Raw genomic sequence first — 24,864 nt, 5'->3', positions numbered from 1 at the left:
AAAAGTTCATTGACATATTGAGATAAGAAAATAATAAGAAAGTAGAAAGCGTTTTTTGCAGCTATGCTGTAAAGGACAGAACAAAACGGTCTTGTTTTAAGGAACAAGATTGGTGCAATAAGCAAAATAAGGGCGCATGGGGGATGCCTAGGCTCTCAGAGGCGATGAAGGACGTGATAAGCTGCGAAAAGCTGCGGGGACGGGCACACACCGATTGATCCGCAGATATCCGAATGGGGCAACCCGCTATATTGAAGATATAGCACACCGATAGGTGGGCAAACCCGCTGAACTGAAACATCTAAGTAGGCGGAGGAGAAGAAAACAAAAGTGATTCCGTAAGTAGTGGCGAGCGAACGCGGATTAGCCCAAACCAGGATTGTTACGGCATTGCTGGGGTTGTAGGACCGCGACATTTCTTGCATAAAGAATTAGAATCTGCTGGAAAGTAGAGCCATAGAGAGTGATAGCCTCGTATAAGTAATGAATGTAAAGGATAGCGGTATCCTGAGTAGGGCGGGGCACGTGAAACCCTGTCTGAATTCGGCGGGACCATCCGCTAAGGCTAAATACTCCTGAGAGACCGATAGTGAACCAGTACCGTGAGGGAAAGGTGAAAAGAACCGTGAATAACGGAGTGAAATAGATCCTGAAACCATGCGCTTACAAGCGGTCGGAGCCCCTTCGTGGGGTGACGGCGTGCCTTTTGCATAATGAGCCTACGAGTTAACGCTGCTGGCAAGGATAAGTGGTTAAGCCATGGATCCGCAGCGAAAGCGAGTCTGAATAGGGCGCTTTAGTCAGTAGTGTTAGACGCGAAACCGTGTGATCTACCCATGGGCAGGTTGAAGCTGTGGTAACACACAGTGGAGGACCGAACCGGTTGACGTTGAAAAGTCTTCGGATGACCTGTGGGTAGGGGTGAAAGGCCAATCAAACTCGGAAATAGCTCGTACTCCCCGAAATGCATTTAGGTGCAGCGCTGATAATAGTTATATAGAGGTAGAGCTACTGATTGGATGCGGGGGCTTCACCGCCTACCAATTCCTGACAAACTCCGAATGCTATATAATGTTTTACAGCAGTGAGGGCTTGGGTGCTAAGGTCCAAGTCCGAGAGGGAAAGAACCCAGACCATCAGCTAAGGTCCCCAAATATATGCTAAGTTGAAAGAACGAGGTTTGTCTGCCCAGACAGCTAGGATGTTGGCTTGGAAGCAGCCATTCATTTAAAGAGTGCGTAACAGCTCACTAGTCGAGCGGACGAGCATGGATAATAATCGGGCATAAGCATATTACCGAAGCTATGGATTTTGTGGCAACACAAAGTGGTAGGGGAGCATTCTGACAGGGCTGAAGGTGTATCGTAAGGTATGCTGGACCGGTCAGAAAAGAAAATGTAGGCATAAGTAACGATAATGCGGGCGAGAAACCCGCACACCGAAAAACTAAGGTTTCCACAGCTATGCTAATCAGCTGTGGGTTAGTCTGGACCTAAGGCGAACCCGAAAGGGACAGTCGATGGCCAACGGGTTAATATTCCCGTACTTCTTATTGCTGTGATGGGGTGACGGAGTGATGAAAGCGCCGCGAACTGACGGAATAGTTCGTTAAAGCACCTAGCTATAGGCTCTCTAGGCAAATCCGGAGAGTTTGGTGAAATGCGATAGTACTCGGAGTCTTCGGACAAAGAGATAGTGCGCCTAAGGGCTTCCAAGAAAAACCTCTAAACTTCAGGCAGTAAGAACCAGTACCGTAAACCGACACAGGTAGTTGAGGAGAGAATCCTAAGGTGCTCGAGAGATTCATGGCTAAGGAATTAGGCAAAATAGACCTGTAACTTCGGGAGAAAGGTCGCCCCGAGCAATCGGGGCCGCAGTGAAGAGGTCCAGGCGACTGTTTATCAAAAACACAGGGCTCTGCAAAATCGTAAGATGAAGTATAGGGCCTGACACCTGCCCGGTGCTGGAAGGTTAAGAGGAGATGTTATCTTCGGAGAAGCATTGAATTGAAGCCCCAGTAAACGGCGGCCGTAACTATAACGGTCCTAAGGTAGCGAAATTCCTTGTCGGGTAAGTTCCGACCTGCACGAATGGTGTAACGATCTGGACACTGTCTCAGCCATGAGCTCGGTGAAATTGTAGTAACGGTGAAGATGCCGTTTACCCGCAGTGGGACGAAAAGACCCTGTGCACCTTTACTATAGCTTAGTATTGACCTTGGATAAATGATGTGTAGGATAGGTTGGAGACTGTGAAGGGGCGTCGCCAGGCGCTTTGGAGTCATTGTTGAAATACAACCCTTTGTTTATCTGAGGCCTAACCCCGCGATGTGGGGGACAGTGCTTGGTGGGTAGTTTGACTGGGGTGGTCGCCTCCAAAAGAGTAACGGAGGCTTCTAAAGGTTCCCTCAGTACGCTTGGTAACCGTGCGTAGAGTGCAATGGCATAAGGGAGCTTGACTGAGAGACATACAGGTCGATCAGGTACGAAAGTAGAGCATAGTGATCCGGTGGTTCCGCATGGAAGGGCCATCGCTCAAAGGATAAAAGGTACGCCGGGGATAACAGGCTGATCTCCCCCAAGAGCTCATATCGACGGGGGGGTTTGGCACCTCGATGTCGGCTCGTCACATCCTGGGGCTGGAGAAGGTCCCAAGGGTTGGGCTGTTCGCCCATTAAAGTGGCACGCGAGCTGGGTTCAGAACGTCGTGAGACAGTTCGGTCTCTATCTACTGCGGGCGTTAGAAATTTGAGTGGATCTGATTCTAGTACGAGAGGACCGAATTGGACTAACCTCTAGTGTATCTGTTGTCCCGCCAGGGGCACCGCAGAGTAGCTACGTTGGGAAGGGATAAGCGCTGAAAGCATATAAGCGCGAAACCCACCACAAGATGAGATTTCTTTTAAGGATCGTGGAAGATGACCACGTTGATAGGCTACAGATGTAAAGGCAGTAATGTCACAGTCGAGTAGTACTAATAATCCGTAAGCTTATGCACACCCTTTTTCCCGAGCCAATGGCTCGGGAAGGAACTTTCTTAAATAAAGCTTATTTGTTTCTTTATCTCAGTATGTTAAAATATTGTCTGATTGATAATTAACAATTTACAATTGATAATTAATAATCAGAAGCTGCTTGCAGCGAATAGCCTTAAGGTGGTTATTGCGGCGGGGCTCACCTCTTCCCATCCCGAACAGAGAAGTTAAGCCCGCCTGCGCAGATGGTACTGCATTATTGTGGGAGAGTATGTCGTCGCCTTTCTTTTAAGAATCCTCATCATTATCTGATGGGGATTTTTTGTTTTATGCCGGTTTGGAATCTGATAGAAATCAATCTTCAGATACTTGAAAGATTCTCTTTGGGAAAACCTCTTAAAAATAATGTCTTTTTACAGCGATATTTTATTTTGTGATTGAGACGCTGTAATTTTAATATTTTAGCTTTAAATAGCAAGTCTCAAGGTTGGATGCGGGTTCAGCAATAGAAAGCCGTGTTAGTGATGGGAGCGACATCCTTTTGCGGGACACGCAAATCTTCTTTTTTCTCCTTATTCTTCTCCTGCAGAAGATACGGATCGCTGCGTGACTCCAAGGGGAAAACAGCGCTAATTGAGTTGTTTGTTATTAAGGCTGATTTATGTGCTTTAATTGCATTAATTTTTATTATTAAAGTTGTAATGTCAATTTATTATTAGGCTTCAAGGCTCTTGTGGTCTATTGGAAATATTGGTTTGTTAATAGAAGTTAGCTTTTGTCTTAATAAAGAAAAGGTGGAAGCGAAAACTTTTTGAAAAGCTCTAATTTTTTGAGGATTTTGATAAAGCTTTTTGTGTCATTCGTAAAAAGTTAAAATTGGCAAAAGAATGAAGTATTTATCAAGAATTAATATCTAAAGAAGAAGTCCTGGATTTTAAACCGGAATCACTTCAGTTTCACTCGGTCTAAAAACTCTTCTTTTTGGGGTTGTATTTTAAGTAGTATGTGGTAAAATAAAAAAGAGAGATCTATTGGTGTTGTGCTTCTGTGTCAAATTAACAATTTAAAAGATTGTATTGGTGAGGATTTTTATATTTTCCAAACGTGTAATTAGGGATATGTAGTAAGGTTTTGAAAATTATAAAGATTCTGGTAAAGGAATAAAAAGAATAAAACATTGTAAAAACGGAAAGCTTCAGCCTGCAAAAAATGCCGAAAAGCCATGCTAAAGAGGAAAAGTCCTACGCATGGCTGAAAATATCCAAAATGCAAACCTGCCGTTATCAGTGCATTAAGAAATAATCCGAAAAAAAATCAAAAAAAGCTGGGCAAAAGCATTGGAAAAGCGGAAAAAGGTTCTACTTTTGCACCCGCAACAGCGAAAAACGCTCTTAGACATTCCGGCAGCTTGATCACATTTGAGGAAAGAGATTTCCGAAAAAAAAGATTAAAAAAAGCTTGCGGGAAAAGAAAAAGCTTTTTACATTTGCACCCCGCAAAACACGGAAAGTTCCTTGAGATACTGGTAAGAAAAACGAAAAGATGAGGCGAAAAGAAAGCTTCAAAAATTTTTTAAGTTTTTCTTGCGAGAAACAAAAAGAAGTTTTAGTTTTGCACCCGCTTTGAGATACAGGCGAAGACAGAAAAAGATACGTTCGTAGACATATTGAATTGACAGCCGTTTTGAAAGAGATTTCAAAACAAAATAGAATAAGAGTAATGGAATCGAGAGATTCGAAAAGAACCGATAGATAAAGGCATCGAATATATAATATTAAAATATACGATGAAGAGTTTGATCCTGGCTCAGGATGAACGCTAGCGGCAGGCTTAACACATGCAAGTCGAGGGGTAGAAGTCTTCGGGCTTTGAGACCGGCGCACGGGTGCGTAACGCGTATGCAATCTGCCTTCCACAGAGGGATAGCCCAGAGAAATTTGGATTAATACCTCATAGCATAGCCAAACCGCATGGTTTGGCTATTAAAGTCACAACGGTGGAAGATGAGCATGCGTCCCATTAGCTAGTTGGTAAGGTAACGGCTTACCAAGGCTACGATGGGTAGGGGTCCTGAGAGGGAGATCCCCCACACTGGTACTGAGACACGGACCAGACTCCTACGGGAGGCAGCAGTGAGGAATATTGGTCAATGGGCGCAAGCCTGAACCAGCCATGCCGCGTGCAGGATGACGGTCCTATGGATTGTAAACTGCTTTTGTACGGGAAGAAACACTCCTACGTGTAGGAGCTTGACGGTACCGTAAGAATAAGGATCGGCTAACTCCGTGCCAGCAGCCGCGGTAATACGGAGGATCCAAGCGTTATCCGGAATCATTGGGTTTAAAGGGTCCGTAGGCGGTCTTGTAAGTCAGTGGTGAAAGCCCATCGCTCAACGGTGGAACGGCCATTGATACTGCAGGACTTGAATTACTGGGAAGCAACTAGAATATGTAGTGTAGCGGTGAAATGCTTAGAGATTACATGGAATACCAATTGCGAAGGCAGGTTGCTACCAGTGGATTGACGCTGATGGACGAAAGCGTGGGTAGCGAACAGGATTAGATACCCTGGTAGTCCACGCCGTAAACGATGGATACTAGCTGTTGGGCGCAAGTTCAGTGGCTAAGCGAAAGTGATAAGTATCCCACCTGGGGAGTACGAACGCAAGTTTGAAACTCAAAGGAATTGACGGGGGCCCGCACAAGCGGTGGAGCATGTGGTTTAATTCGATGATACGCGAGGAACCTTACCAAGGCTTAAATGCAGACTGACCGATTTGGAAACAGATCTTTCGCAAGACAGTTTACAAGGTGCTGCATGGTTGTCGTCAGCTCGTGCCGTGAGGTGTCAGGTTAAGTCCTATAACGAGCGCAACCCCTGTTGTTAGTTGCCAGCGAGTCAAGTCGGGAACTCTAACAAGACTGCCAGTGCAAACTGTGAGGAAGGTGGGGATGACGTCAAATCATCACGGCCCTTACGCCTTGGGCTACACACGTGCTACAATGGCCGGTACAGAGAGCAGCCACTGGGTGACCAGGAGCGAATCTATAAAGCCGGTCACAGTTCGGATCGGAGTCTGCAACTCGACTCCGTGAAGCTGGAATCGCTAGTAATCGGATATCAGCCATGATCCGGTGAATACGTTCCCGGGCCTTGTACACACCGCCCGTCAAGCCATGGAAGCTGGGGGTGCCTGAAGTCGGTGACCGCAAGGAGCTGCCTAGGGTAAAACTGGTAACTAGGGCTAAGTCGTAACAAGGTAGCCGTACCGGAAGGTGCGGCTGGAACACCTCCTTTCTAGAGCCCAAAGTGTTAGCCTCAGGGCACGCTTGGGAAATAAGATGCCGGACATTAGGTTCTGGATCTTGAAATTGCATTACTCTTGCTGTTAATTTAAAGAAATAAACTTTTAAGTAAAAAAAAACAGAGTCTCGTAGCTCAGCTGGTTAGAGTACTACACTGATAATGTAGGGGTCGGCAGTTCGAGTCTGCCCGGGACTACTTTTTAAGGCTTAAAGAGAAGGAAATTCTAGAGTTGAAGCGTTATGAATATTAATTCATAATTCATAATTCACAATTCATCATTAGATTTGGGGGATTAGCTCAGCTGGCTAGAGCGCCTGCCTTGCACGCAGGAGGTCAACGGTTCGACTCCGTTATTCTCCACAGTTCCGAAAGGAAAAAAGTTCATTGACATATTGAGATAAGAAAATAATAAGAAAGTAGAAAGCGTTTTTATTAGCAATAATAAAAACAAAACAAAACGGTCTTGTTTTAAGGAACAAGATTGGTGCAATAAGCAAAATAAGGGCGCATGGGGGATGCCTAGGCTCTCAGAGGCGATGAAGGACGTGATAAGCTGCGAAAAGCTGCGGGGACGGGCACACACCGATTGATCCGCAGATATCCGAATGGGGCAACCCGCTATATTGAAGATATAGCACACCGATAGGTGGGCAAACCCGCTGAACTGAAACATCTAAGTAGGCGGAGGAGAAGAAAACAAAAGTGATTCCGTAAGTAGTGGCGAGCGAACGCGGATTAGCCCAAACCAGGATTGTTACGGCATTGCTGGGGTTGTAGGACCGCGACATTTCTTGCATAAAGAATTAGAATCTGCTGGAAAGTAGAGCCATAGAGAGTGATAGCCTCGTATAAGTAATGAATGTAAAGGATAGCGGTATCCTGAGTAGGGCGGGGCACGTGAAACCCTGTCTGAATTTGGCGGGACCATCCGCTAAGGCTAAATACTCCTGAGAGACCGATAGTGAACCAGTACCGTGAGGGAAAGGTGAAAAGAACCGTGAATAACGGAGTGAAATAGATCCTGAAACCATGCGCTTACAAGCGGTCGGAGCCCCTTCGTGGGGTGACGGCGTGCCTTTTGCATAATGAGCCTACGAGTTAACGCTGCTGGCAAGGATAAGTGGTTAAGCCATGGATCCGCAGCGAAAGCGAGTCTGAATAGGGCGCTTTAGTCAGTAGTGTTAGACGCGAAACCGTGTGATCTACCCATGGGCAGGTTGAAGCTGTGGTAACACACAGTGGAGGACCGAACCGGTTGACGTTGAAAAGTCTTCGGATGACCTGTGGGTAGGGGTGAAAGGCCAATCAAACTCGGAAATAGCTCGTACTCCCCGAAATGCATTTAGGTGCAGCGCTGATAATAGTTATATAGAGGTAGAGCTACTGATTGGATGCGGGGGCTTCACCGCCTACCAATTCCTGACAAACTCCGAATGCTATATAATGTTTTACAGCAGTGAGGGCTTGGGTGCTAAGGTCCAAGTCCGAGAGGGAAAGAACCCAGACCATCAGCTAAGGTCCCCAAATATATGCTAAGTTGAAAGAACGAGGTTTGTCTGCCCAGACAGCTAGGATGTTGGCTTGGAAGCAGCCATTCATTTAAAGAGTGCGTAACAGCTCACTAGTCGAGCGGACGAGCATGGATAATAATCGGGCATAAGCATATTACCGAAGCTATGGATTTTGTGGCAACACAAAGTGGTAGGGGAGCATTCTGACAGGGCTGAAGGTGTATCGTAAGGTATGCTGGACCGGTCAGAAAAGAAAATGTAGGCATAAGTAACGATAATGCGGGCGAGAAACCCGCACACCGAAAAACTAAGGTTTCCACAGCTATGCTAATCAGCTGTGGGTTAGTCTGGACCTAAGGCGAACCCGAAAGGGACAGTCGATGGCCAACGGGTTAATATTCCCGTACTTCTTATTGCTGTGATGGGGTGACGGAGTGATGAAAGCGCCGCGAACTGACGGAATAGTTCGTTAAAGCACCTAGCTATAGGCTCTCTAGGCAAATCCGGAGAGTTTGGTGAAATGCGATAGTACTCGGAGTCTTCGGACAAAGAGATAGTGCGCCTAAGGGCTTCCAAGAAAAACCTCTAAACTTCAGGCAGTAAGAACCAGTACCGTAAACCGACACAGGTAGTTGAGGAGAGAATCCTAAGGTGCTCGAGAGATTCATGGCTAAGGAATTAGGCAAAATAGACCTGTAACTTCGGGAGAAAGGTCGCCCCGAGCAATCGGGGCCGCAGTGAAGAGGTCCAGGCGACTGTTTATCAAAAACACAGGGCTCTGCAAAATCGTAAGATGAAGTATAGGGCCTGACACCTGCCCGGTGCTGGAAGGTTAAGAGGAGATGTTATCTTCGGAGAAGCATTGAATTGAAGCCCCAGTAAACGGCGGCCGTAACTATAACGGTCCTAAGGTAGCGAAATTCCTTGTCGGGTAAGTTCCGACCTGCACGAATGGTGTAACGATCTGGACACTGTCTCAGCCATGAGCTCGGTGAAATTGTAGTAACGGTGAAGATGCCGTTTACCCGCAGTGGGACGAAAAGACCCTGTGCACCTTTACTATAGCTTAGTATTGACCTTGGATAAATGATGTGTAGGATAGGTTGGAGACTGTGAAGGGGCGTCGCCAGGCGCTTTGGAGTCATTGTTGAAATACAACCCTTTGTTTATCTGAGGCCTAACCCCGCGATGTGGGGGACAGTGCTTGGTGGGTAGTTTGACTGGGGTGGTCGCCTCCAAAAGAGTAACGGAGGCTTCTAAAGGTTCCCTCAGTACGCTTGGTAACCGTGCGTAGAGTGCAATGGCATAAGGGAGCTTGACTGAGAGACATACAGGTCGATCAGGTACGAAAGTAGAGCATAGTGATCCGGTGGTTCCGCATGGAAGGGCCATCGCTCAAAGGATAAAAGGTACGCCGGGGATAACAGGCTGATCTCCCCCAAGAGCTCATATCGACGGGGGGGTTTGGCACCTCGATGTCGGCTCGTCACATCCTGGGGCTGGAGAAGGTCCCAAGGGTTGGGCTGTTCGCCCATTAAAGTGGCACGCGAGCTGGGTTCAGAACGTCGTGAGACAGTTCGGTCTCTATCTACTGCGGGCGTTAGAAATTTGAGTGGATCTGATTCTAGTACGAGAGGACCGAATTGGACTAACCTCTAGTGTATCTGTTGTCCCGCCAGGGGCACCGCAGAGTAGCTACGTTGGGAAGGGATAAGCGCTGAAAGCATATAAGCGCGAAACCCACCACAAGATGAGATTTCTTTTAAGGATCGTGGAAGATGACCACGTTGATAGGCTACAGATGTAAAGGCAGTAATGTCACAGTCGAGTAGTACTAATAATCCGTAAGCTTATGCACACCCTTTTTCCCGAGCCAATGGCTCGGGAAGGAACTTTCTTAAATAAAGCTTATTTGTTTCTTTATCTCAGTATGTTAAAATATTGTCTGATTGATAATTAACAATTTACAATTGATAATTAATAATCAGAAGCTGCTTGCAGCGAATAGCCTTAAGGTGGTTATTGCGGCGGGGCTCACCTCTTCCCATCCCGAACAGAGAAGTTAAGCCCGCCTGCGCAGATGGTACTGCATTATTGTGGGAGAGTATGTCGTCGCCTTTCTTTTGAAAAACCCTATCCAAATCGGATAGGGTTTTTTGTTTTTATATGATTTTGAAATCTTGATCGAAATCAATCTTCAGATACTTAAAAGATTCTCTTTTGGAAAACCTCTTAGAAATAATGTCTTTTTACAGCGATATTTTATTTTGTGATTAAGACGCTGTAATTTTAATATTTTAGCTTTAAATAGCGAAAAAAGAGGCTTTGGATAGATGTTTTCATTTGCCGGTTATATTGCTTTATAATTTTCGAATTAAAACTTTAAATTTGAAATTATAATATAGAAAATAAATGGAAGAGCTAATTCAAGTCATTAATAGTTTTCAGGAATTAGATTCGGAGACAGAACTTGCGCTGAAAAAATATTTTGTAGAAGAAACTTTTAAAAAGAATGATTTTATTATTAAAGGTGGTAAAATTTGTGATAGGATCTATTTTATAAAATGTGGGGCGGTAAGAAGATTTTGCATTGAAGATGGTATAGAAGTTACGAAGTGGATTTATACCGATAATCAGTTTATAACTTCGATGAGTAGTTTTTTTGAACAAAAGCCATCATTTGAGAATTTTCAAATTTGTGAAGAAACAATCGTTTATTCGTTGTCTTATTTGGATGAACAGGTTTTGCTAGAGTATCCTTTATTTGTGAAGTTTCATATTAAACAGCTTCGATATTATCTTTCTAAAATAAACGAATTCAATCATTTATTTCGTTTAATGACTGCTGAGAAAAAATACTTATTTCTGTTGGAGTCATTTCCTCAAATTATTAAAAAAGCCAAGTTGAAGCATATTGCATCATTAATCGGGGTAAGCCAAGAAACATTGAGCAGGATTCGAGCATCAATTATTTGATATTACATCAAAAAAAAAGATTTAAACTTTTTCAACTTTTGTGTTTTATTTTAAAATACTAAAAATTGAAAAATACTTTCATTCATAAACAAGCTGTAATTGGGACCAATGTCAATATTGGAAACTGCGTTACTATAGAAGACGATGTAATAATTGGTAAAAACACTCAAATTGGAAATAACGTTTCAATTTTAAGAGGAACAAGAATCGGTGAAAATTGCCAGATACATTCTAATGCCGTTTTAGGTGGAATTCCGCAAGATCTTAAATACAAGGGAGAATGTACTTTTTTAGAAGTAGGGCATAACAATATAATCGGAGAATTTGTTACGATAAACAAGGGAACTATTTCCAAAGGCATAACTAGTATCGGAAATTCTAATTTGATTATGTCCAATGCCCATATTGGTCATGATTGCGTTATTGGCAGTAATTGTATAATTGGCTTTAGCGTCGGAATGGCAGGTGAAGTAACTGTCGAAGATTGGTCTAATATTAGCGGATTAACAGCTATTCATCAGTTTTCATTGATTGGTGAAAATACTATGATTAGTGGTTTAAGTCGGGTTGTAAAAGATATTCCTCCTTATATCATGGTTGCACATGAACCTTTACGTTTTGCTGGGCTAAATACAGTAGGATTAAAAAGACGTGAATTTGACTCTTGCAAAATTGATGAGCTAAAAGCTATCTATAAAATTATATTTCAAGAAAAAAGAAATACAAAATTTGCGTTAGAATTAGTCAAAAGAGAATTTGAACAGACTTTAGAGAGAGATAAAATCTTAAATTTTATTCATAACTCAAAAAGAGGAATTCTTAAAGGGGTTGAATTTTAATTAAATGATTTATTATCTTTAGTAAACTATTTTTTAATGAAATTGTATATGACAAAATATAGCGCAAACTCTAAAGTTGATTTTTATTTTGAAAAAGCTGAAAAATGGAAAGCCGAAATAGAACAAATGAGAGAAATTGTTTTAGACTGTCATTTGTCTGAAGAATTGAAATGGGGATCTCCTTGCTATACGTTTGAAGAAGCAAATATTGTATTGATCCATTATTTTAAGGAATATTGTGCTTTTTTGTTTTTCAAAGGTGCTTTAATGAAAGATCCAGATAATATTCTGATTCAACAATCAGATAATGTTCAGGCAGCGCGTCAAGTTCGATTTACGAATGTGGAAGATATTTTGGCTAAGAAAGAAATTTTAAAAAAGTATATTTTTGAAGCTGCTGAAATTGAAAAATCAGGACAAAAAGTAGAGTTGAAAAAAGTTTCTGAATTTGAAATTGCCGTAGAACTTCAGCATAAATTTGATGCTGATTCTGATTTTAAAAAAGCTTTTTATGCTTTAACTCCAGGAAGACAACGTGCATATTTGCTTCATTTTTCTCAGCCTAAACAATCTAAAACAAGAGAAGCGAGAGTGGGAAAAAATATTTCGCGAATTTTAGATGGAAAGGGATTGAATGATTAAAAAGTATCGATAAAAAGAAAAACTCCTTTTGTACAAAGGAGTTTTTTGTTTTATACTGCTAAGAGATTGGTTGCTCTACCGTATCTTTCTTTCGGATAGAAATTATAGATTGGAGCAGAACGGAAGTCATTACCAAACTTATTCCTATGTAAAAAGAGAAATTAACCGATTGGCCTTCATTAAAAAATAAAAAGGCTAATATTATTGAATAAATTGGCTCTAGATTGAAAGTTAGATTTATCGTAAAAGCAGGAATCTTTTTAAGCGATTCTGCAAACATTACATAAAGAGCAACCGTACAGCATGAAGCCAAAATCAATAAATAGTAAATGTCTTTTAGACTTGGAATAAAATTCTGTTCTGGAAAATTATAAAAATAAAGTGGTAGAATTAGTCCTAATGCTAAAGTTCCGCCAAGCATCTGATAAAAATTAATGAGTTTACTGTCATAAAATTGTACTAGCCTTTCATTGTAAATAGTGTACAAAGCAGCAAATGCAGAAGAAATTATCCCGAGTAAAATTCCGAGCTGATAAGAAGAATCAAAATGAAAAATCAGACTAATTCCTAGTAAGGTTAGCATACTTAATAAAACCTGAACCAAATTGAATCTTTTTTTGTTGAGTATAGGTTCAAAAAAAGCTGTAAAAAAACTTGTCAGACAATAACAGACGACACCAATTGAGATGTTAGAATATTTAATGCTGGCATAGAAGAAAATCCAGTGAATGGTAATCAACACTCCAGCTTTGGAAATTTTTATGGCTTCAGAAAAAGACTTCAGCATTTTAAGATTATAAATTTTTAAAATGAAAAAGAGAATAATTGAAGCAAAAAATACTCTGTACCAAACTAGGGTAATTTCGTTGAGAGAAATAAGTTTTCCGAAAACGCCAGTAAAACCAGCAAGTAAAACTGCAGTGTGCAGTATTAGATAAGATTTTTTCATAAGAAGTTGTCTATCCTTTTTTGGAGGATATATTTTGAATATTAATAATGTGATTGAGGTAAAGACACAAGAAATCGGACTGAAGATTCAGTCGAGTGTCAATACTAAAAAAGTAGTATTAATTTTCTGGTGGTGAAAGACAACCTGCTACGTGCATGCTTAAATTTGAATTTTAGCAAACTTATGCAAATGACGGGAAATGAAAAAATGTAAAAAGTTATTTAAATGTGAAACTTCAAACATTTTAACAATTGAATTGAATAAATCTGATTTTGATTTCAGTATTAATTTGTAGAACTTGCAACGATACCAAATTACCTAATTTATAAGTTTATTACAATCTAATGAGTACAAGCCAGCCTACTACAGTAGTTCTTGAAACAAAACAGCATTTTGAAATTTTAGATGGATTAAGAGGTATCGCAGCTTTTGCAGTTGTTGTGTTTCATTTTATGGAATGGATTTTTACTGATCCAAGTCAGAATTTTATAGGACATGGATTTTTGGCTGTCGATTTTTTCTTTTGCCTTTCGGGATTTGTAATAGGATATGCTTACGATGATCGTATTGCAAAAATGGGACTTCGCAATTTCTTTATATCGAGAATTATCAGATTACATCCTTTAGTTATAGCAGGATCAATATTAGGATTACTGGCTTTTTTGTTTGATCCGTTTGGGGGACATTTGGAATTGTATAGTACAGGAAAAATTATTTTGACATTTATTTGTTCTCTGTTTCTTATTCCCTTTCCTGTTATTGCCGATCGCGGATTTAATTTATTTAGTTTTAATGCGCCTGCTTGGTCATTGTTTTGGGAATATATTGCCAATATAGTTTATGCATTTGTTCTTTATAGAATTAGAAAAAGCTTTCTGTTGCTGTTAACTATATTATCTGCGATTGCTATTTGTTATGTCGGATATAATTCAGGAAATTTATTAGGAGGTTGGAGCGGACCAACTTTTTGGGATGGATGTGCTAGAATTTCATATTCTTTTTTAGCAGGATTACTTATTTACAGATCCAATTGGATTATTAAAAATAAGCTTGGTTTTGGCGGATTAACCTTTTTATTGCTTTTAGCTTTTATTATGCCATTTTCAGAATTGAATTGGATTGCGGAACCATTAGTTGTGTTGGTTTATTTTCCATTATTAATTTCTTTGGGAGCTGGAGCTGTCTTAAGACCTGGATTAAAAAAAGCCTGTATTTTTTCTGGGAAAATATCTTATCCATTGTATATGACGCATTATGCAGTTTTATGGATGTTTGGAAATTATTATACCAACTATAAACCAGATACAACACAATTGACTTTAATTGTAACAACTTCTGTCATTTCGTTGGTTGGGTTTGCATATTTAGTAATGGTTATATATGATATTCCGTTACGAAATTATTTGAACAATAAAAGAAAGAAAAGGGCAACAGCAAATCCTTAAGTATAAATTTTCGATATGAGCTTCTGGTTATTTCTGTTAATTGCGATATCAGAATTAATAAACATAGTATATTAGCTTTATAATCTTACAAACGGTTTAATAACTTAAAATAAGTCAGCTTGAAAATTAATATTGTAACAAAGTATTTGTTTCTTCTTTTAGCAGTACAAACATTTGGGCAAAATGCCACTTTTAAAATTAAATATTCAGAACAGTTGGCTGTTTTTGTTTTTTTGGAAAATTTATCTGATTATTATCCAGACAATGCTTTTAAAACAGAATTTCAAAACTCAAGATACAATATTGAGAAGTATAAAAATATAATCTCAAAATTTGATCAGTTGTCTATTTCTTATAGTTTTCGATTTGAAGATTTTCCGTACGGATCAAAGAAAACAATGCAGACGCAGGATATTTTGAAAAAGAATTTGATTGAAACGAATAATTTAAATGATTTCAAAGTTCGTTCTATGGGAATGATTCCTAATAAAACTTTGAGCGATTTAGGAGAATGTATTTCGGAATTTACCCCGATTTACAATGAATTGATCTATAATCAGAATAGAGAAAAGTTCGAAAAGCAGCTAGATGAAATTAAAAAATATTCTGAAGAACATCAGATAGAAAATTATTTTAAAACAGGATTAGTGTTTTATAATTCCAGTTGGGATAATTCAATTCCGTTTGAAGCTGCTTTTTATCCGCTACCCAATTCAAAAGGATTTACGGCCTCTGCTTTTTGCAATAATTTCGTGAGTGCAATTCAAACAGATTTAAAATCACATAAAGATTTGTTTAGTGTAATGATGCACGAGACCTACCATATCATTTATGACGAACAATCGCTGGAAGTCAAAAGAGAAATGGACACTTATTTCAAGGAAAACAAATCAAAATACAGCAATTATGCGTATCAGTTATTAAACGAAGTTTTGGCGACCGTATTGGGCAACGGATATGTTTATGAAAAATTGGATGGAAAAGTAGATGCTGGAGAATGGTACAATAATAAATATATCAATTTGATGGCAAAACAAATTTATCCGTTAGCCAAAGAATATATTGAACAAAAGAAGCCAATTGATAAAAATTTCATAGATCAGTACATTCAGCTATATGAAGCCAATTTTCCAGATTGGATTAACGAACTAGACAACATAATGACGTATCGTTATGTGATTACAGAAAACGAAAAAGATTTTAGAGATATAAACAAGATATTTCGTTATCGTTCCAGAACAGAATACGAAGATCAAATCACAGAAAATAGTATAGAAAAAATGAAGCAGACGCCATTGACCAAAATGGTAATTATTTCAAAAGACAGTAAGGGAAAAATTAAATTGCTAAAAAATAAGTTTAATGAATTGAAAAACTGGAAAGCAAATCCCGATAAAGAATTTGCAGACAAGTTTTTTTTAGCCGATAAAAGTCAGTTGATAATTGTGAATCAGAAAAAATCTGATTTGCAAGTATTAATTAATTCTATAAAATAAGCTCGGCGATAATATTTCTTATATTCGTCTGATTGAAAAAAAATAAAACCAAAAAATAAAATAGTGAATGGATAAGATTAATGTATTAATTATTGCAACCATAATTACTTTGTTCATTTCATTATTGCTAATATTTTTTCTGCTCACCGTTAAAACAAAAAATAAAACAAGTAATATTCTTTTTGCTGTTTTTCTTTTTATAAATGCAATAGACTTAACAGATCCTCTCTTCGGATTAATGTTTGATGGTCCCTCAAATCTTGGAATGTTTAAAACTACAATTGCTTTTTTTCAAATTCCGATATTTTACCTTTATGTATTATCCGTTTCCTATTCTGACTTTAAATTAAAACCGAAATATCTCATACATGCAATTCCGTTTTTAATAGTAAATGCAGTTTTAGTGCCACGTTTTTATGCTGTGGATGCCGCTTCGAAAATGGATTTTATTATAAATCGCAGAAGTATGATCGAACTGCAGTTTACTCATATTTTAATACATATTCAGATCATTGTTTATTTTACAGCTATTTTTATGCTATTAAAAAAAGCGAAAAAGCTGTATCTCGAGAATAATGCTGGCACTCATATTAATTCTTATAATTGGTTATTTCAGTTTACAACTGTTCTTGCGATTCTGTATTTGATTGTCATTGTAAAAAATATTTTCAAATTTTCAGAATATCCATATATCTCTGAATGGATAAAAGTTGGAATTATGGTATTACAGCTCTTTATTATTTGCTGGTATTTGTTTAAAGCTTTAAATAATCCTGATCTATTCAGGAATATCGATTCAAAATTAAAACTGGTAAAAGATATCGTTTCTGAAGAAAAAACTAATACACCTACAGTAGTAGGCGAAAAAGAGTACAATGAGGAGCTATTGAAACTGCAGCGTTATATGAATGAAAAAAAGCCATTTCTTAATCCTTCTCTAACAATTCAAGATGTCTCAAATGAAATTCAAATTCCTGTTCGAGATTTATCTCTTTTGATCAACCATAAACTAGAACAGCACTTTTACGATTTTATTAATGCTTATCGCATAGAAGATGCAAAGAATATTTTAAAAGATATTACAAAAAGTAAAGTGACTATTTTAGAAATTTTGTACGAAGTAGGCTTTAATTCAAAATCTTCTTTCAATACTGCTTTTAAAAAACATACTGGTTTTACTCCTACTGATTTTCGTAAATCCTTGTAGATTATAGTTTTGTAATTATTCGTACGCGTTTTTTTTTAAGAAATGCGTACGAGTAGTTTTATTCGGTCGCGTACCATAAGTTTCTTTCCCAAGTTTGTATCGAAATAAATTTATAACCATAAAAAACGATACGATGAAAACTTCAGTAAAACTTTTAGCAGCACTTTTATTAGTAACTAATTTTTCTTTTGGACAAGGAATTTCTCAAAAGATTGATTCGATAATAAAAGATACTCACCAAAAAAATCCCAATGTAAGCATTAGTGTAGGCTTTGTTTTAAACAATGAAGAATATTATACAGCATACGGAAATTTGAATGCTGAGAGTCAAACAAAAATTGACAAAAAATCAATATTTGAAATTGCGTCTATTACTAAAATTTTAACCTCTAACTTAATCGCACAGGCTGTTATTGAGAAAAAATTAAAACTAGAAGATTATATTGACAGCTATTTGCCAAAAGAATATGTGCTTCAAAACAATCTTAAAAACAAAATTAAAATTTCAGACTTAGCATCTCATCAATCAGGTTTGCCAGACATAGATTTTGGAAAATTAATAGAATTAAATCCGCAACAGCCTGTAAGTAGCGTAACCAAAGAATCATTGGCTGCAATTGTAAATAACTGCACAGAATTAAAAGATTATGGAAAATACCGTTATTCTACAATCGGATATACTTTGCTTGGGCAAATATTAGAAAAAGTGTATAACAAAAGTTACGATGAGATTATCACCAGCAAAATGATAAAACCATTAAAAATGACTCATACCTTAACTAAAGATTTTAATGTAAAAAACCGTACCGTTGCCCACAATCCTGATGGAGGCATTCAAGAGTTTTTTAATTGGAATATTACTGCACCTGCAGGATTAGTAAAATCTAATGCTTCTGATATGGTTACATATTTAAAAGCAATTTTAAACAAAGAAACTAAAGTAGGAAAGGCAGCCCTGGTTACCGAAAGTATATTTTATAAAGATGAAAAGAGAGAATTAGGATTGGGTATAAATATTGTAACAGATGAGAAAAATACGATTTACATGAAAACAGGCGATTCAATGGGACAGTCTTCAATAATATGTTATGACAGAGCTAAGAATTGGGGAATCGTAATACTGTTAGATTACAGAAATTCAAAAATGAGACAAACGCTGTTCAATACTATTTATGACACGATCTTAAAAGATATGAAGTCAGATAATGCAAATTTGTAATAGACGTAAATAATATCATTAAAATAGAATGCAAAAACTCCTTAAGAAATTAAGGAGTTTTTTACGTTTTAATAGTTCCATTTTTAAACGATCGATTTATGTAATAAGGTAGATTTTATGTGTGAATAGAGAAGTGGGAGATTTTTATTTTAGTCCGAATAAAAGAAACGGTCTATCAAAAGAATATTTACTTTCTGTTTTAAGATGTTGTTTTACAGTGTTTTGTAATTACTCGTACGCATTATGCCAGACAAATGCGTTCGAATAGTTTTATTCGGTCGTGTAGGTTTAATTTCTCCCACATCTTTGTACCGAAATAAATTACTAACCTTAAAAAATCCAATATCATGAAAAACATTATTTATTTATTACTTCTTATAGTAACAGTTACAAGTGGTCAGACAAATAAAAAAGTACTGTCAAAAGAAAAAGATTATGGCTTTCTTACTGATAGCTTAAATATCGAATCACAATTAGAAAAAAATAAACTTGCTGGATTTAGTGTTGTTGTTTTTGAGAATTACCAGATTGTATACTCAAACCAATTTGGTGTAAAATCGATAAATTCAAAAGAGAAAATAGATCAAAATACTGCTTTTTCTACGGCTTCAATTTCAAAACCAATTACTGCACTTCTTTGTTTTATTCTGGAAGAAAAAGGACTCATAAATTTAGACACTCCAATAGATGGTTATTTAAAACGCTGGCATTTGCCAAAAAGTAAGTTTACCGAAAATAACAGTCCAACATGGAGACAATTTCTTAATCACACGACGGGCACAAGCCAAAGCGGATTTGCAGATTATTATGAAGGTGATACCATACCGACAATAAAAGAAAGTCTTTTAGGGAAAATTCCGAGATATGATAAAGAAATTGAATTCTTGTTTGCACCAGGAACAGATTGGGCATACAGTGGCGGAGGTTATGTAATTGTTCAAATGGCATTAGAAGATACTTTTAAAAAGTCTATTGGAGAACTTGCCAAAGAGTATATCTTTTTACCTCTTGGATTAAAAAATACTACAATGATACAGCCTAATGAAAAAGGTTTTCCAACAAACGTAGCTCTTGTACATGATGAAAACGGAAAAGTGATTAGAACAGGTTTACCTATCACACCGCAAGTTGGGGCTTCAGGAATGTGGTCAACGCCAACTGATTTAGCTAAAATTGCTATCGAGATGCAAAATGCTTTGCGTAATAAAAACAATAAAGTGATTTCTAATACTGTGGCAAAAAAAGTAACTCAAGTAACTGCCTTAAAAGATGCTGTTGGCGGATGGAGTTACGGATGGCAAAAGTCTTTTGGTTATAATAACTATGATTGGTTTGTGTGTAATGGTTCAAATACAGGAGTTGGAGGAAGTGTTTTTGCGACGATGACAGACGGAAATGGCTTTGTGTTTTTGACCAATGGCGAAAAACCAAATCGTTTTCCCGTGATGAAACAAACTCAAAGAAAGATTTTAAAAGTGATGAACTGGAATAAAAATGCATCTAATGAAGAAGTTCAGGAAATGCCTTCTAGCCTAAAAGAAAAACTAATTGGTTCTTATGATGATTTTCTTTATGCACAAGGTGTAGAAACTAAAATTGTAGAGAAAAATAATCGCCTGTATGTTGAATCCATGTTATTGGATCATTTTAAAGGAAAAAATGATAATGAGCTAATATATCTTAAAAACGGATATTTTAAAATTGTTGATTATCCGAACTTACTGAAATTTGGTTTTAGCGATGGAAAATTAACTTCTGTAACTTTAACAAGAGATAAACTCAGTACAGAAGCTCAAGTTCAATTAACCAAAAAAGAAAAATAATCTTTTAGAAAAAAAACTCCAAATTCAACTGACTTTGGAGTTTTTTAATTTATTAAATAAAAGCGAACTTCTTTTATAGATTATCTTTAATTCGTTTTGTTATTTCTTCAATTGTTCCCATTCCGTCAAAAGTTAAAACTTTAATTTTTGACTTCATGTATTCGATTGCAGGTCTAGTAGAACTTTCAAAAACATCAATTCTTTTAAGATGAATATTGGCATCTTTATCATCTTTTCTGTTAGAAGTTTCAGCTCTTTTTTGCGCTCTCTTTAAAAGTTCTCCTTTTGGAACATCAATATTAATTACTTTTCCGATTTCCAGATTTTTAGATTTTACGAGTTCTAATAAATCATTCACTTGTGGTTTAGTTCTTGGGTAACCATCAAGAATAATTCCGTTAGCATTTCTGTTTTCATCCAATATTTTACTAAAAAGATCTTTCATTATAGAATCTGGAACCAAATCTCCTTTTTCTTCATATTGAGACATGATTTTTCCAATCTCGGTTTCATTTTGTTTTTCCAAACGGCATCTGTCTCCGGTTGAAATATGTTCAAAATGAAGTTCGTCTTTTAAAATTTCGCACTGAGTGCCTTTTCCAGAATACGGAGGACCAGTAATTATTAATATTTCCATTTTATTTATAAAGTTTTTAATTCTCTTTTGATTCTTTAAAGTTAAGAATGATTTATTCTATCCTTGCAAGGAATCGTAAAATTTAAAAGAAAAATATCTCTTTTCTCTGATAATGTAAAGCTTCATTATATGAGATATTGATAAAAAAAAATGTTGAAGAATGCGACAATTCATCAGTTGTAAACGACAATTCGGTCAATAAAAATTGAATGTTGTATTGAATAAAAATACTTTTACATCAAAATCAAAACAACCATAATCCATAACCATGAAGAAAATTTTAAAATTTATCAAAATCACGTTTATTAGCCTTTTGAGTATTATTTTACTTTTTATTGCTTATTTATACATCAGCAATAAAATATTTTTAGAATCGAAAGATGATGATAATGTAAAGTATTTGGCAGAAAACAATGTTCAGATTGGAGCTTCTATTGACGAAAAGTTGTTTGATGCAGATTTTTATAAGTCACAAGTTTTTTTACTAGGAGAAATTCATGGTTATGCCGATAATCAAAAGATAGATCAAGAAATGCTTTTTTTCTTGAATAAAAAATTAGGAATCAAATATTATATTGCCGAGATGGATAGTTTGACAGCTAAAAAGTTAAATGCTTTTTTATTTTTAGAAAGGGAAAAAAATAAAGTGGCTTTGAGAGAAGTCGTTGAATCTATCAAAAGAAGAATTCCACAGCAATCTAGCCAAGAATTATTTGATAAATGGAGCGCTGTGCATGATTACAATCAAAATTTGGCTGACTCTCTAAAAATTACGGTTATCGGAATTGATAAAAATTTTGATGATGAATCAAAAGGTTCTAGAGATGAAGCAATGGTGAGTAATTTTAAAAATGCAATTCAGAAAAAGCATCTTGAAAATGAAAAATTCTATGGACTTTTCGGATATTTCCATACACTGCAAAAGAAAACAGAATCGGGCAGAGCAACTTTTGCTGCAGGATTAAAAGATTCGGGAGTAAAAGTGACAAGTTTTGTAAGTTATACAATTGACAGCGAAATGTATCTGCCTAAAAATCCTCAATTTCCAACTCCTAAAGATGAAAAAGTAAATTGGATAAATGCCGATGGACCATTAATGCTAGTAAAAGGAATTAATGATTTGAAAGAACTGAGCAAACCAGAATCAATCACACTTTTTAAACTTGATTCGAAAAATTCACCTTATTCAAAATCTCAGAATCTAATAACAGTAAAATCGAGAGCGTTTGGAGAAAATATTGTGCCTCTGAAAGATGCTTCTGCGACTGATTATTTTCAATACGTGTTTTTGCTGAGAAATTCTAAAGCGTTGACGAAATTGAAATAAAAAACTTCTATATAAAAAAAAGCTCCATTAGAAATAGTGGAGTTTTTTTTATGTAAAACCTTATTTCTCGTGTTTTAAAATTTTAAAAGTAAAAACAATTAGTATATTTGTATCTCATAAGTATAGACTATACTCTATGCTTTATTGTTTTTAAAAAAAATAAAGTTATGCTAGTAAACGAATTATCAAAAAGAACAGGATTGTCAATACATACTATTAGATATTACGAAAATTTAGGAATGATCAAAGGGGTGACTGATGAAAATGTGACATCTAATAATTATAAACATTATGATGCTAATACTATTGAGCGTTTAGAAATCATTATAGAAGCAAGAGAAGTCGGATTTACATTAGCAGAAATAAAAAAAATATTGATAAGCTGGTTCGAGACAACAGATTCGAAACCAGAAACGCTAGAGCTTTTTCAAGCCAAAATAAAAGAGATCGATGATAAAATGAAATATTTCAAGCAAACCAAAAGTCTTCTTGAAAAAGTATGCGAGAAAATACAAAGTAATAATGATTGATTATTAAAGTTTAAAAGCGTGTAGAGAACTCCTTAAGAAATTAAGGAGTTTTTTTATGGTTCTTATTTTAACTGTTTAATAAAAGTTTTATGTGGAATTTAAGAAATTAGTAAGAGATTTTGCAAATAGTCTTATATTCGCTTTTGAACTTATAGAATTAAATACCGTAATAAAAGAAACTACAAATAACAACCAGAATTAAAATTTCAAAATTAAATTATGCAAGAAGAAATAACCAAGCATTCAAACAAAATTTATAAAACTGTGAAAAATACAGAACATACATTAGGAGAGAAAGTAAAAGAAATCATAATAGAAATATTCATAATCGTTTTTGCAGTGACGCTTTCAATATGGCTACACGGATGGAGTGAGCATAGACACCAACAAGAAGAAGTATCTGTTTTTCTTGCTAATATGAAGAATGATTTAAAGAATGATGTAGAAAGTATCGACAGAGAAATACACGCATACCAAAAGACAAATGCAGACTACGAAAAAATTTTAGCATTAACGCCTTCTCAACTAGATAGTATTTATAAATCTAAAGGTAAAGTAAACTTTCCAATTCATTCGCACGGACAAACATTAACTATAGGTAACTATGAAAGTTTTAAGTCTAGTGGTAAACTGGGCTACATTGAAGACGAAAAATTGAAACAGAAAATCTTAAACTACTACCAAATATTTGTTCCAGCTGCTAACGAAGTTGATAAAATGTACACTGAGTTTTTGTTTAAGTGTTTTGATAAAGAAATAGAAAATGCAGATAAGCCAGAAAAAGAATTATACTCTGACCCAAAATATAAAAAGACACTTGCATATCTTGTTAAATTAGGTAAGAATAATATAAGGGTTTATAAAGAAAATACAAAACCACTTGCAGTTGAGCTTATTAAAGAAATTGACAAAGAGTTGGGTAAATAAAAAAGTTTAATCATAAAAAAACTCCATTAGAAATAATGGAGTTTTTTTATGCTTTACTCTTCTATTCCTTGATCTTCATATTTCCAATATTCTGTTCCATACTTTTCTCTTAACAAATGATATTTTTTAAGGCCATTAGCTATAGCTTCAAAATCATTTTTGTTACAGAAACCTAGTTTTACGTAATCTTTTGGTCTAGTGTCTCCATGAGTTTCTTCCTTATGTAATTTGAAAAGTATTTTTGGAATTTCTTTTTCAAATCTAAAAACTAATAAATTTTTGTGTCCCCTGTCAATAGTGTCTGTTGGCGCCCATCCTTCATAGATTGATTGAGTTAAAATAAATTTCTCGAAAACAAACTCGTCAGGGTTGTTGATGTTGAAAATGCAATCGAATTCTTTATATATCTTTAAGTCTGCATAAGCATAAAGTGTAAAGACAATGATTTCATTTTCTTTTCTTTCCCAGTTTATATATCTGTGGTAGAACTCATCTTTATTGCGATTTTCGAATCGTTTAATTATTGCCTTTTTTGACAATTCAATTCCTTTGTCAGATAGATACATATCAGAAAATAAATATCGATGAATTCTTGGGTAATCTTCTTCATTTTTCATGTATGCTTTTTTTGCTAAGTAAAGAGTTCTTTAATTTTTCAAACGCAATTATATCTGCTTTTAAAACAAAAGGGTTGTTTTCTGAATCAATATCAATCCATTCTAATTTTTCCAATCCCGGAATTTGAACATTTAAATCTTCAATATTTAGTATTTTGACAGTATAATAAATATTAAGAATCTGTTTGTTGTCTTTAATACGAGATTCAATAAAATCTTCCTGTGTATAGTGATGGTCTAATATTTCAATCTTTAAGTTTAGTTCTTCCTGAAATTCTCGATGAAGACATTCAATTGTTCCTTCTCCAAATTCAAGACCACCTCCAGGTAATTTGCATATTGGTGTTCCTGCATATCTTTCGTGCAGTGCCAAAATTTTATTTTCATTTATACAAAAGGCATAAACCCTAATATTGAATCCGATCAATTCACTCATAAT

Annotated in this window: 15 protein-coding genes, 2 tRNA genes and 5 rRNA genes; 18 read left to right on the top strand and 4 right to left on the bottom strand. The window is 36.3% G+C overall.

Features of this window, described 5'->3' with window-relative positions; all coding sequences use genetic code 11:
* The first annotated feature begins 114 nt into the window (after positions 1-114).
* The 10 genes from PQ463_RS15525 to PQ463_RS15480 all read left to right on the top strand — a co-directional run bounded on the left by PQ463_RS15525 (position 115) and on the right by PQ463_RS15480 (position 12,248).
* Positions 115-2,997 (top strand): 23S ribosomal RNA (locus tag PQ463_RS15525).
* A 153-nt stretch (positions 2,998-3,150) separates the two neighbouring features.
* A 5S ribosomal RNA gene (rrf, locus tag PQ463_RS15520) occupies positions 3,151-3,260 on the top strand.
* Positions 3,261-4,757: 1,497 nt separating this feature from the next.
* A 16S ribosomal RNA gene (locus PQ463_RS15515) occupies positions 4,758-6,271 on the top strand.
* Between the two features lie 130 nt (positions 6,272-6,401).
* A tRNA-Ile gene (locus PQ463_RS15510) sits at positions 6,402-6,475 on the top strand.
* Between the two features lie 91 nt (positions 6,476-6,566).
* Positions 6,567-6,640, top strand: a tRNA-Ala gene (locus PQ463_RS15505).
* A gap of 126 nt (positions 6,641-6,766) precedes the next feature.
* Positions 6,767-9,649: ribosomal RNA gene (locus PQ463_RS15500) — 23S ribosomal RNA — on the top strand.
* A gap of 153 nt (positions 9,650-9,802) precedes the next feature.
* A 5S ribosomal RNA gene (gene rrf, locus PQ463_RS15495) occupies positions 9,803-9,912 on the top strand.
* Together the 16S, 23S and 5S rRNA genes with 2 tRNA genes alongside form the textbook arrangement of a ribosomal RNA operon.
* 291 nt (positions 9,913-10,203) lie before the next feature.
* Entirely contained in the window at positions 10,204-10,767 is a 564-nt protein-coding gene (locus PQ463_RS15490; RefSeq protein WP_274254454.1) for a Crp/Fnr family transcriptional regulator, read from the top strand.
* A 65-nt stretch (positions 10,768-10,832) separates the two neighbouring features.
* The gene (gene lpxA, locus PQ463_RS15485) at positions 10,833-11,606 is read left to right on the top strand and encodes an acyl-ACP--UDP-N-acetylglucosamine O-acyltransferase (protein WP_274254453.1); all 774 of its coding nucleotides are present in this window, start codon (positions 10,833-10,835) and stop codon (positions 11,604-11,606) included.
* A 48-nt stretch (positions 11,607-11,654) separates the two neighbouring features.
* Positions 11,655-12,248 (top strand): YdeI/OmpD-associated family protein, encoded by a 594-nt coding sequence (locus PQ463_RS15480; RefSeq protein WP_274254452.1) that lies wholly within the window; start codon positions 11,655-11,657, stop codon positions 12,246-12,248.
* A 58-nt stretch (positions 12,249-12,306) separates the two neighbouring features.
* Here the strand turns inward: PQ463_RS15480 and PQ463_RS15475 are convergent, their stop codons facing one another.
* Positions 12,307-13,197, bottom strand: a complete 891-nt coding sequence (locus tag PQ463_RS15475) for a DMT family transporter (protein ID WP_274254451.1) — start codon at positions 13,195-13,197, stop codon at positions 12,307-12,309.
* 344 nt (positions 13,198-13,541) lie between these two features.
* Between PQ463_RS15475 and PQ463_RS15470 the strand changes: the two genes are divergently transcribed.
* The 5 genes from PQ463_RS15470 to PQ463_RS15450 all read left to right on the top strand — a co-directional run bounded on the left by PQ463_RS15470 (position 13,542) and on the right by PQ463_RS15450 (position 20,387).
* Positions 13,542-14,642 (top strand): acyltransferase family protein, encoded by a 1,101-nt coding sequence (locus PQ463_RS15470; RefSeq protein WP_274254450.1) that lies wholly within the window; start codon positions 13,542-13,544, stop codon positions 14,640-14,642.
* A 119-nt stretch (positions 14,643-14,761) separates the two neighbouring features.
* Positions 14,762-16,138, top strand: a complete 1,377-nt coding sequence (locus PQ463_RS15465; RefSeq protein WP_274254449.1) for a hypothetical protein — start codon at positions 14,762-14,764, stop codon at positions 16,136-16,138.
* Between the two features lie 67 nt (positions 16,139-16,205).
* Positions 16,206-17,345: a helix-turn-helix domain-containing protein gene (locus tag PQ463_RS15460; RefSeq protein WP_274254448.1), complete on the top strand. Its 1,140-nt coding sequence runs from the start codon at positions 16,206-16,208 to the stop codon at positions 17,343-17,345.
* Between the two features lie 133 nt (positions 17,346-17,478).
* Positions 17,479-18,564 carry a serine hydrolase domain-containing protein gene (locus tag PQ463_RS15455; RefSeq protein WP_274254447.1) on the top strand — a complete coding sequence of 362 codons (1,086 nt, stop codon included), beginning with the start codon at positions 17,479-17,481 and terminating at the stop codon, positions 18,562-18,564.
* 347 nt (positions 18,565-18,911) lie between these two features.
* Complete coding sequence (locus PQ463_RS15450; protein WP_274254446.1) at positions 18,912-20,387, top strand: serine hydrolase domain-containing protein; 1,476 nt, start codon at positions 18,912-18,914, stop codon at positions 20,385-20,387.
* 73 nt (positions 20,388-20,460) lie between these two features.
* Here the strand turns inward: PQ463_RS15450 and PQ463_RS15445 are convergent, their stop codons facing one another.
* A complete protein-coding gene (locus tag PQ463_RS15445) occupies positions 20,461-21,024 on the bottom strand; it encodes an adenylate kinase family protein (RefSeq protein ID WP_274254445.1) in 564 nt (187 codons plus the stop codon).
* Positions 21,025-21,292: 268 nt separating this feature from the next.
* On the opposite strand from PQ463_RS15445, the gene PQ463_RS15440 reads away from it, so the two are divergent.
* The 3 genes from PQ463_RS15440 (at position 21,293) to PQ463_RS15430 (ending at position 23,808) form a co-directional block, all read left to right on the top strand.
* The gene (locus PQ463_RS15440; protein ID WP_274254444.1) at positions 21,293-22,351 is read left to right on the top strand and encodes a hypothetical protein; all 1,059 of its coding nucleotides are present in this window, start codon (positions 21,293-21,295) and stop codon (positions 22,349-22,351) included.
* A gap of 167 nt (positions 22,352-22,518) precedes the next feature.
* A complete protein-coding gene (locus PQ463_RS15435; protein ID WP_111380279.1) occupies positions 22,519-22,881 on the top strand; it encodes a MerR family transcriptional regulator in 363 nt (120 codons plus the stop codon).
* Between the two features lie 219 nt (positions 22,882-23,100).
* Positions 23,101-23,808, top strand: a complete 708-nt coding sequence (locus PQ463_RS15430) for a DUF6090 family protein (RefSeq protein WP_274254443.1) — start codon at positions 23,101-23,103, stop codon at positions 23,806-23,808.
* Positions 23,809-23,861: 53 nt separating this feature from the next.
* On the opposite strand, the gene PQ463_RS15425 is transcribed toward PQ463_RS15430, so the two are convergent.
* Together PQ463_RS15425 and PQ463_RS15420 are read right to left on the bottom strand one after the other, a co-directional pair.
* Positions 23,862-24,425 (bottom strand): hypothetical protein, encoded by a 564-nt coding sequence (locus PQ463_RS15425; RefSeq protein ID WP_274254442.1) that lies wholly within the window; start codon positions 24,423-24,425, stop codon positions 23,862-23,864.
* Positions 24,415-24,861 carry an NUDIX domain-containing protein gene (locus tag PQ463_RS15420; RefSeq protein ID WP_274254441.1) on the bottom strand — a complete coding sequence of 149 codons (447 nt, stop codon included), beginning with the start codon at positions 24,859-24,861 and terminating at the stop codon, positions 24,415-24,417. Before PQ463_RS15420 ends, PQ463_RS15425 begins: the two co-directional genes overlap by 11 nt.
* Positions 24,862-24,864 lie beyond the last annotated feature (3 nt).

It is taken from the genome of Flavobacterium sp. KACC 22763, assembly GCF_028736155.1.
Classification (GTDB): Bacteria; Bacteroidota; Bacteroidia; order Flavobacteriales; family Flavobacteriaceae; genus Flavobacterium.
Note: the sequence above shows the minus strand (reverse complement) of the source record. Positions and strands in the feature narration are given on the sequence as shown.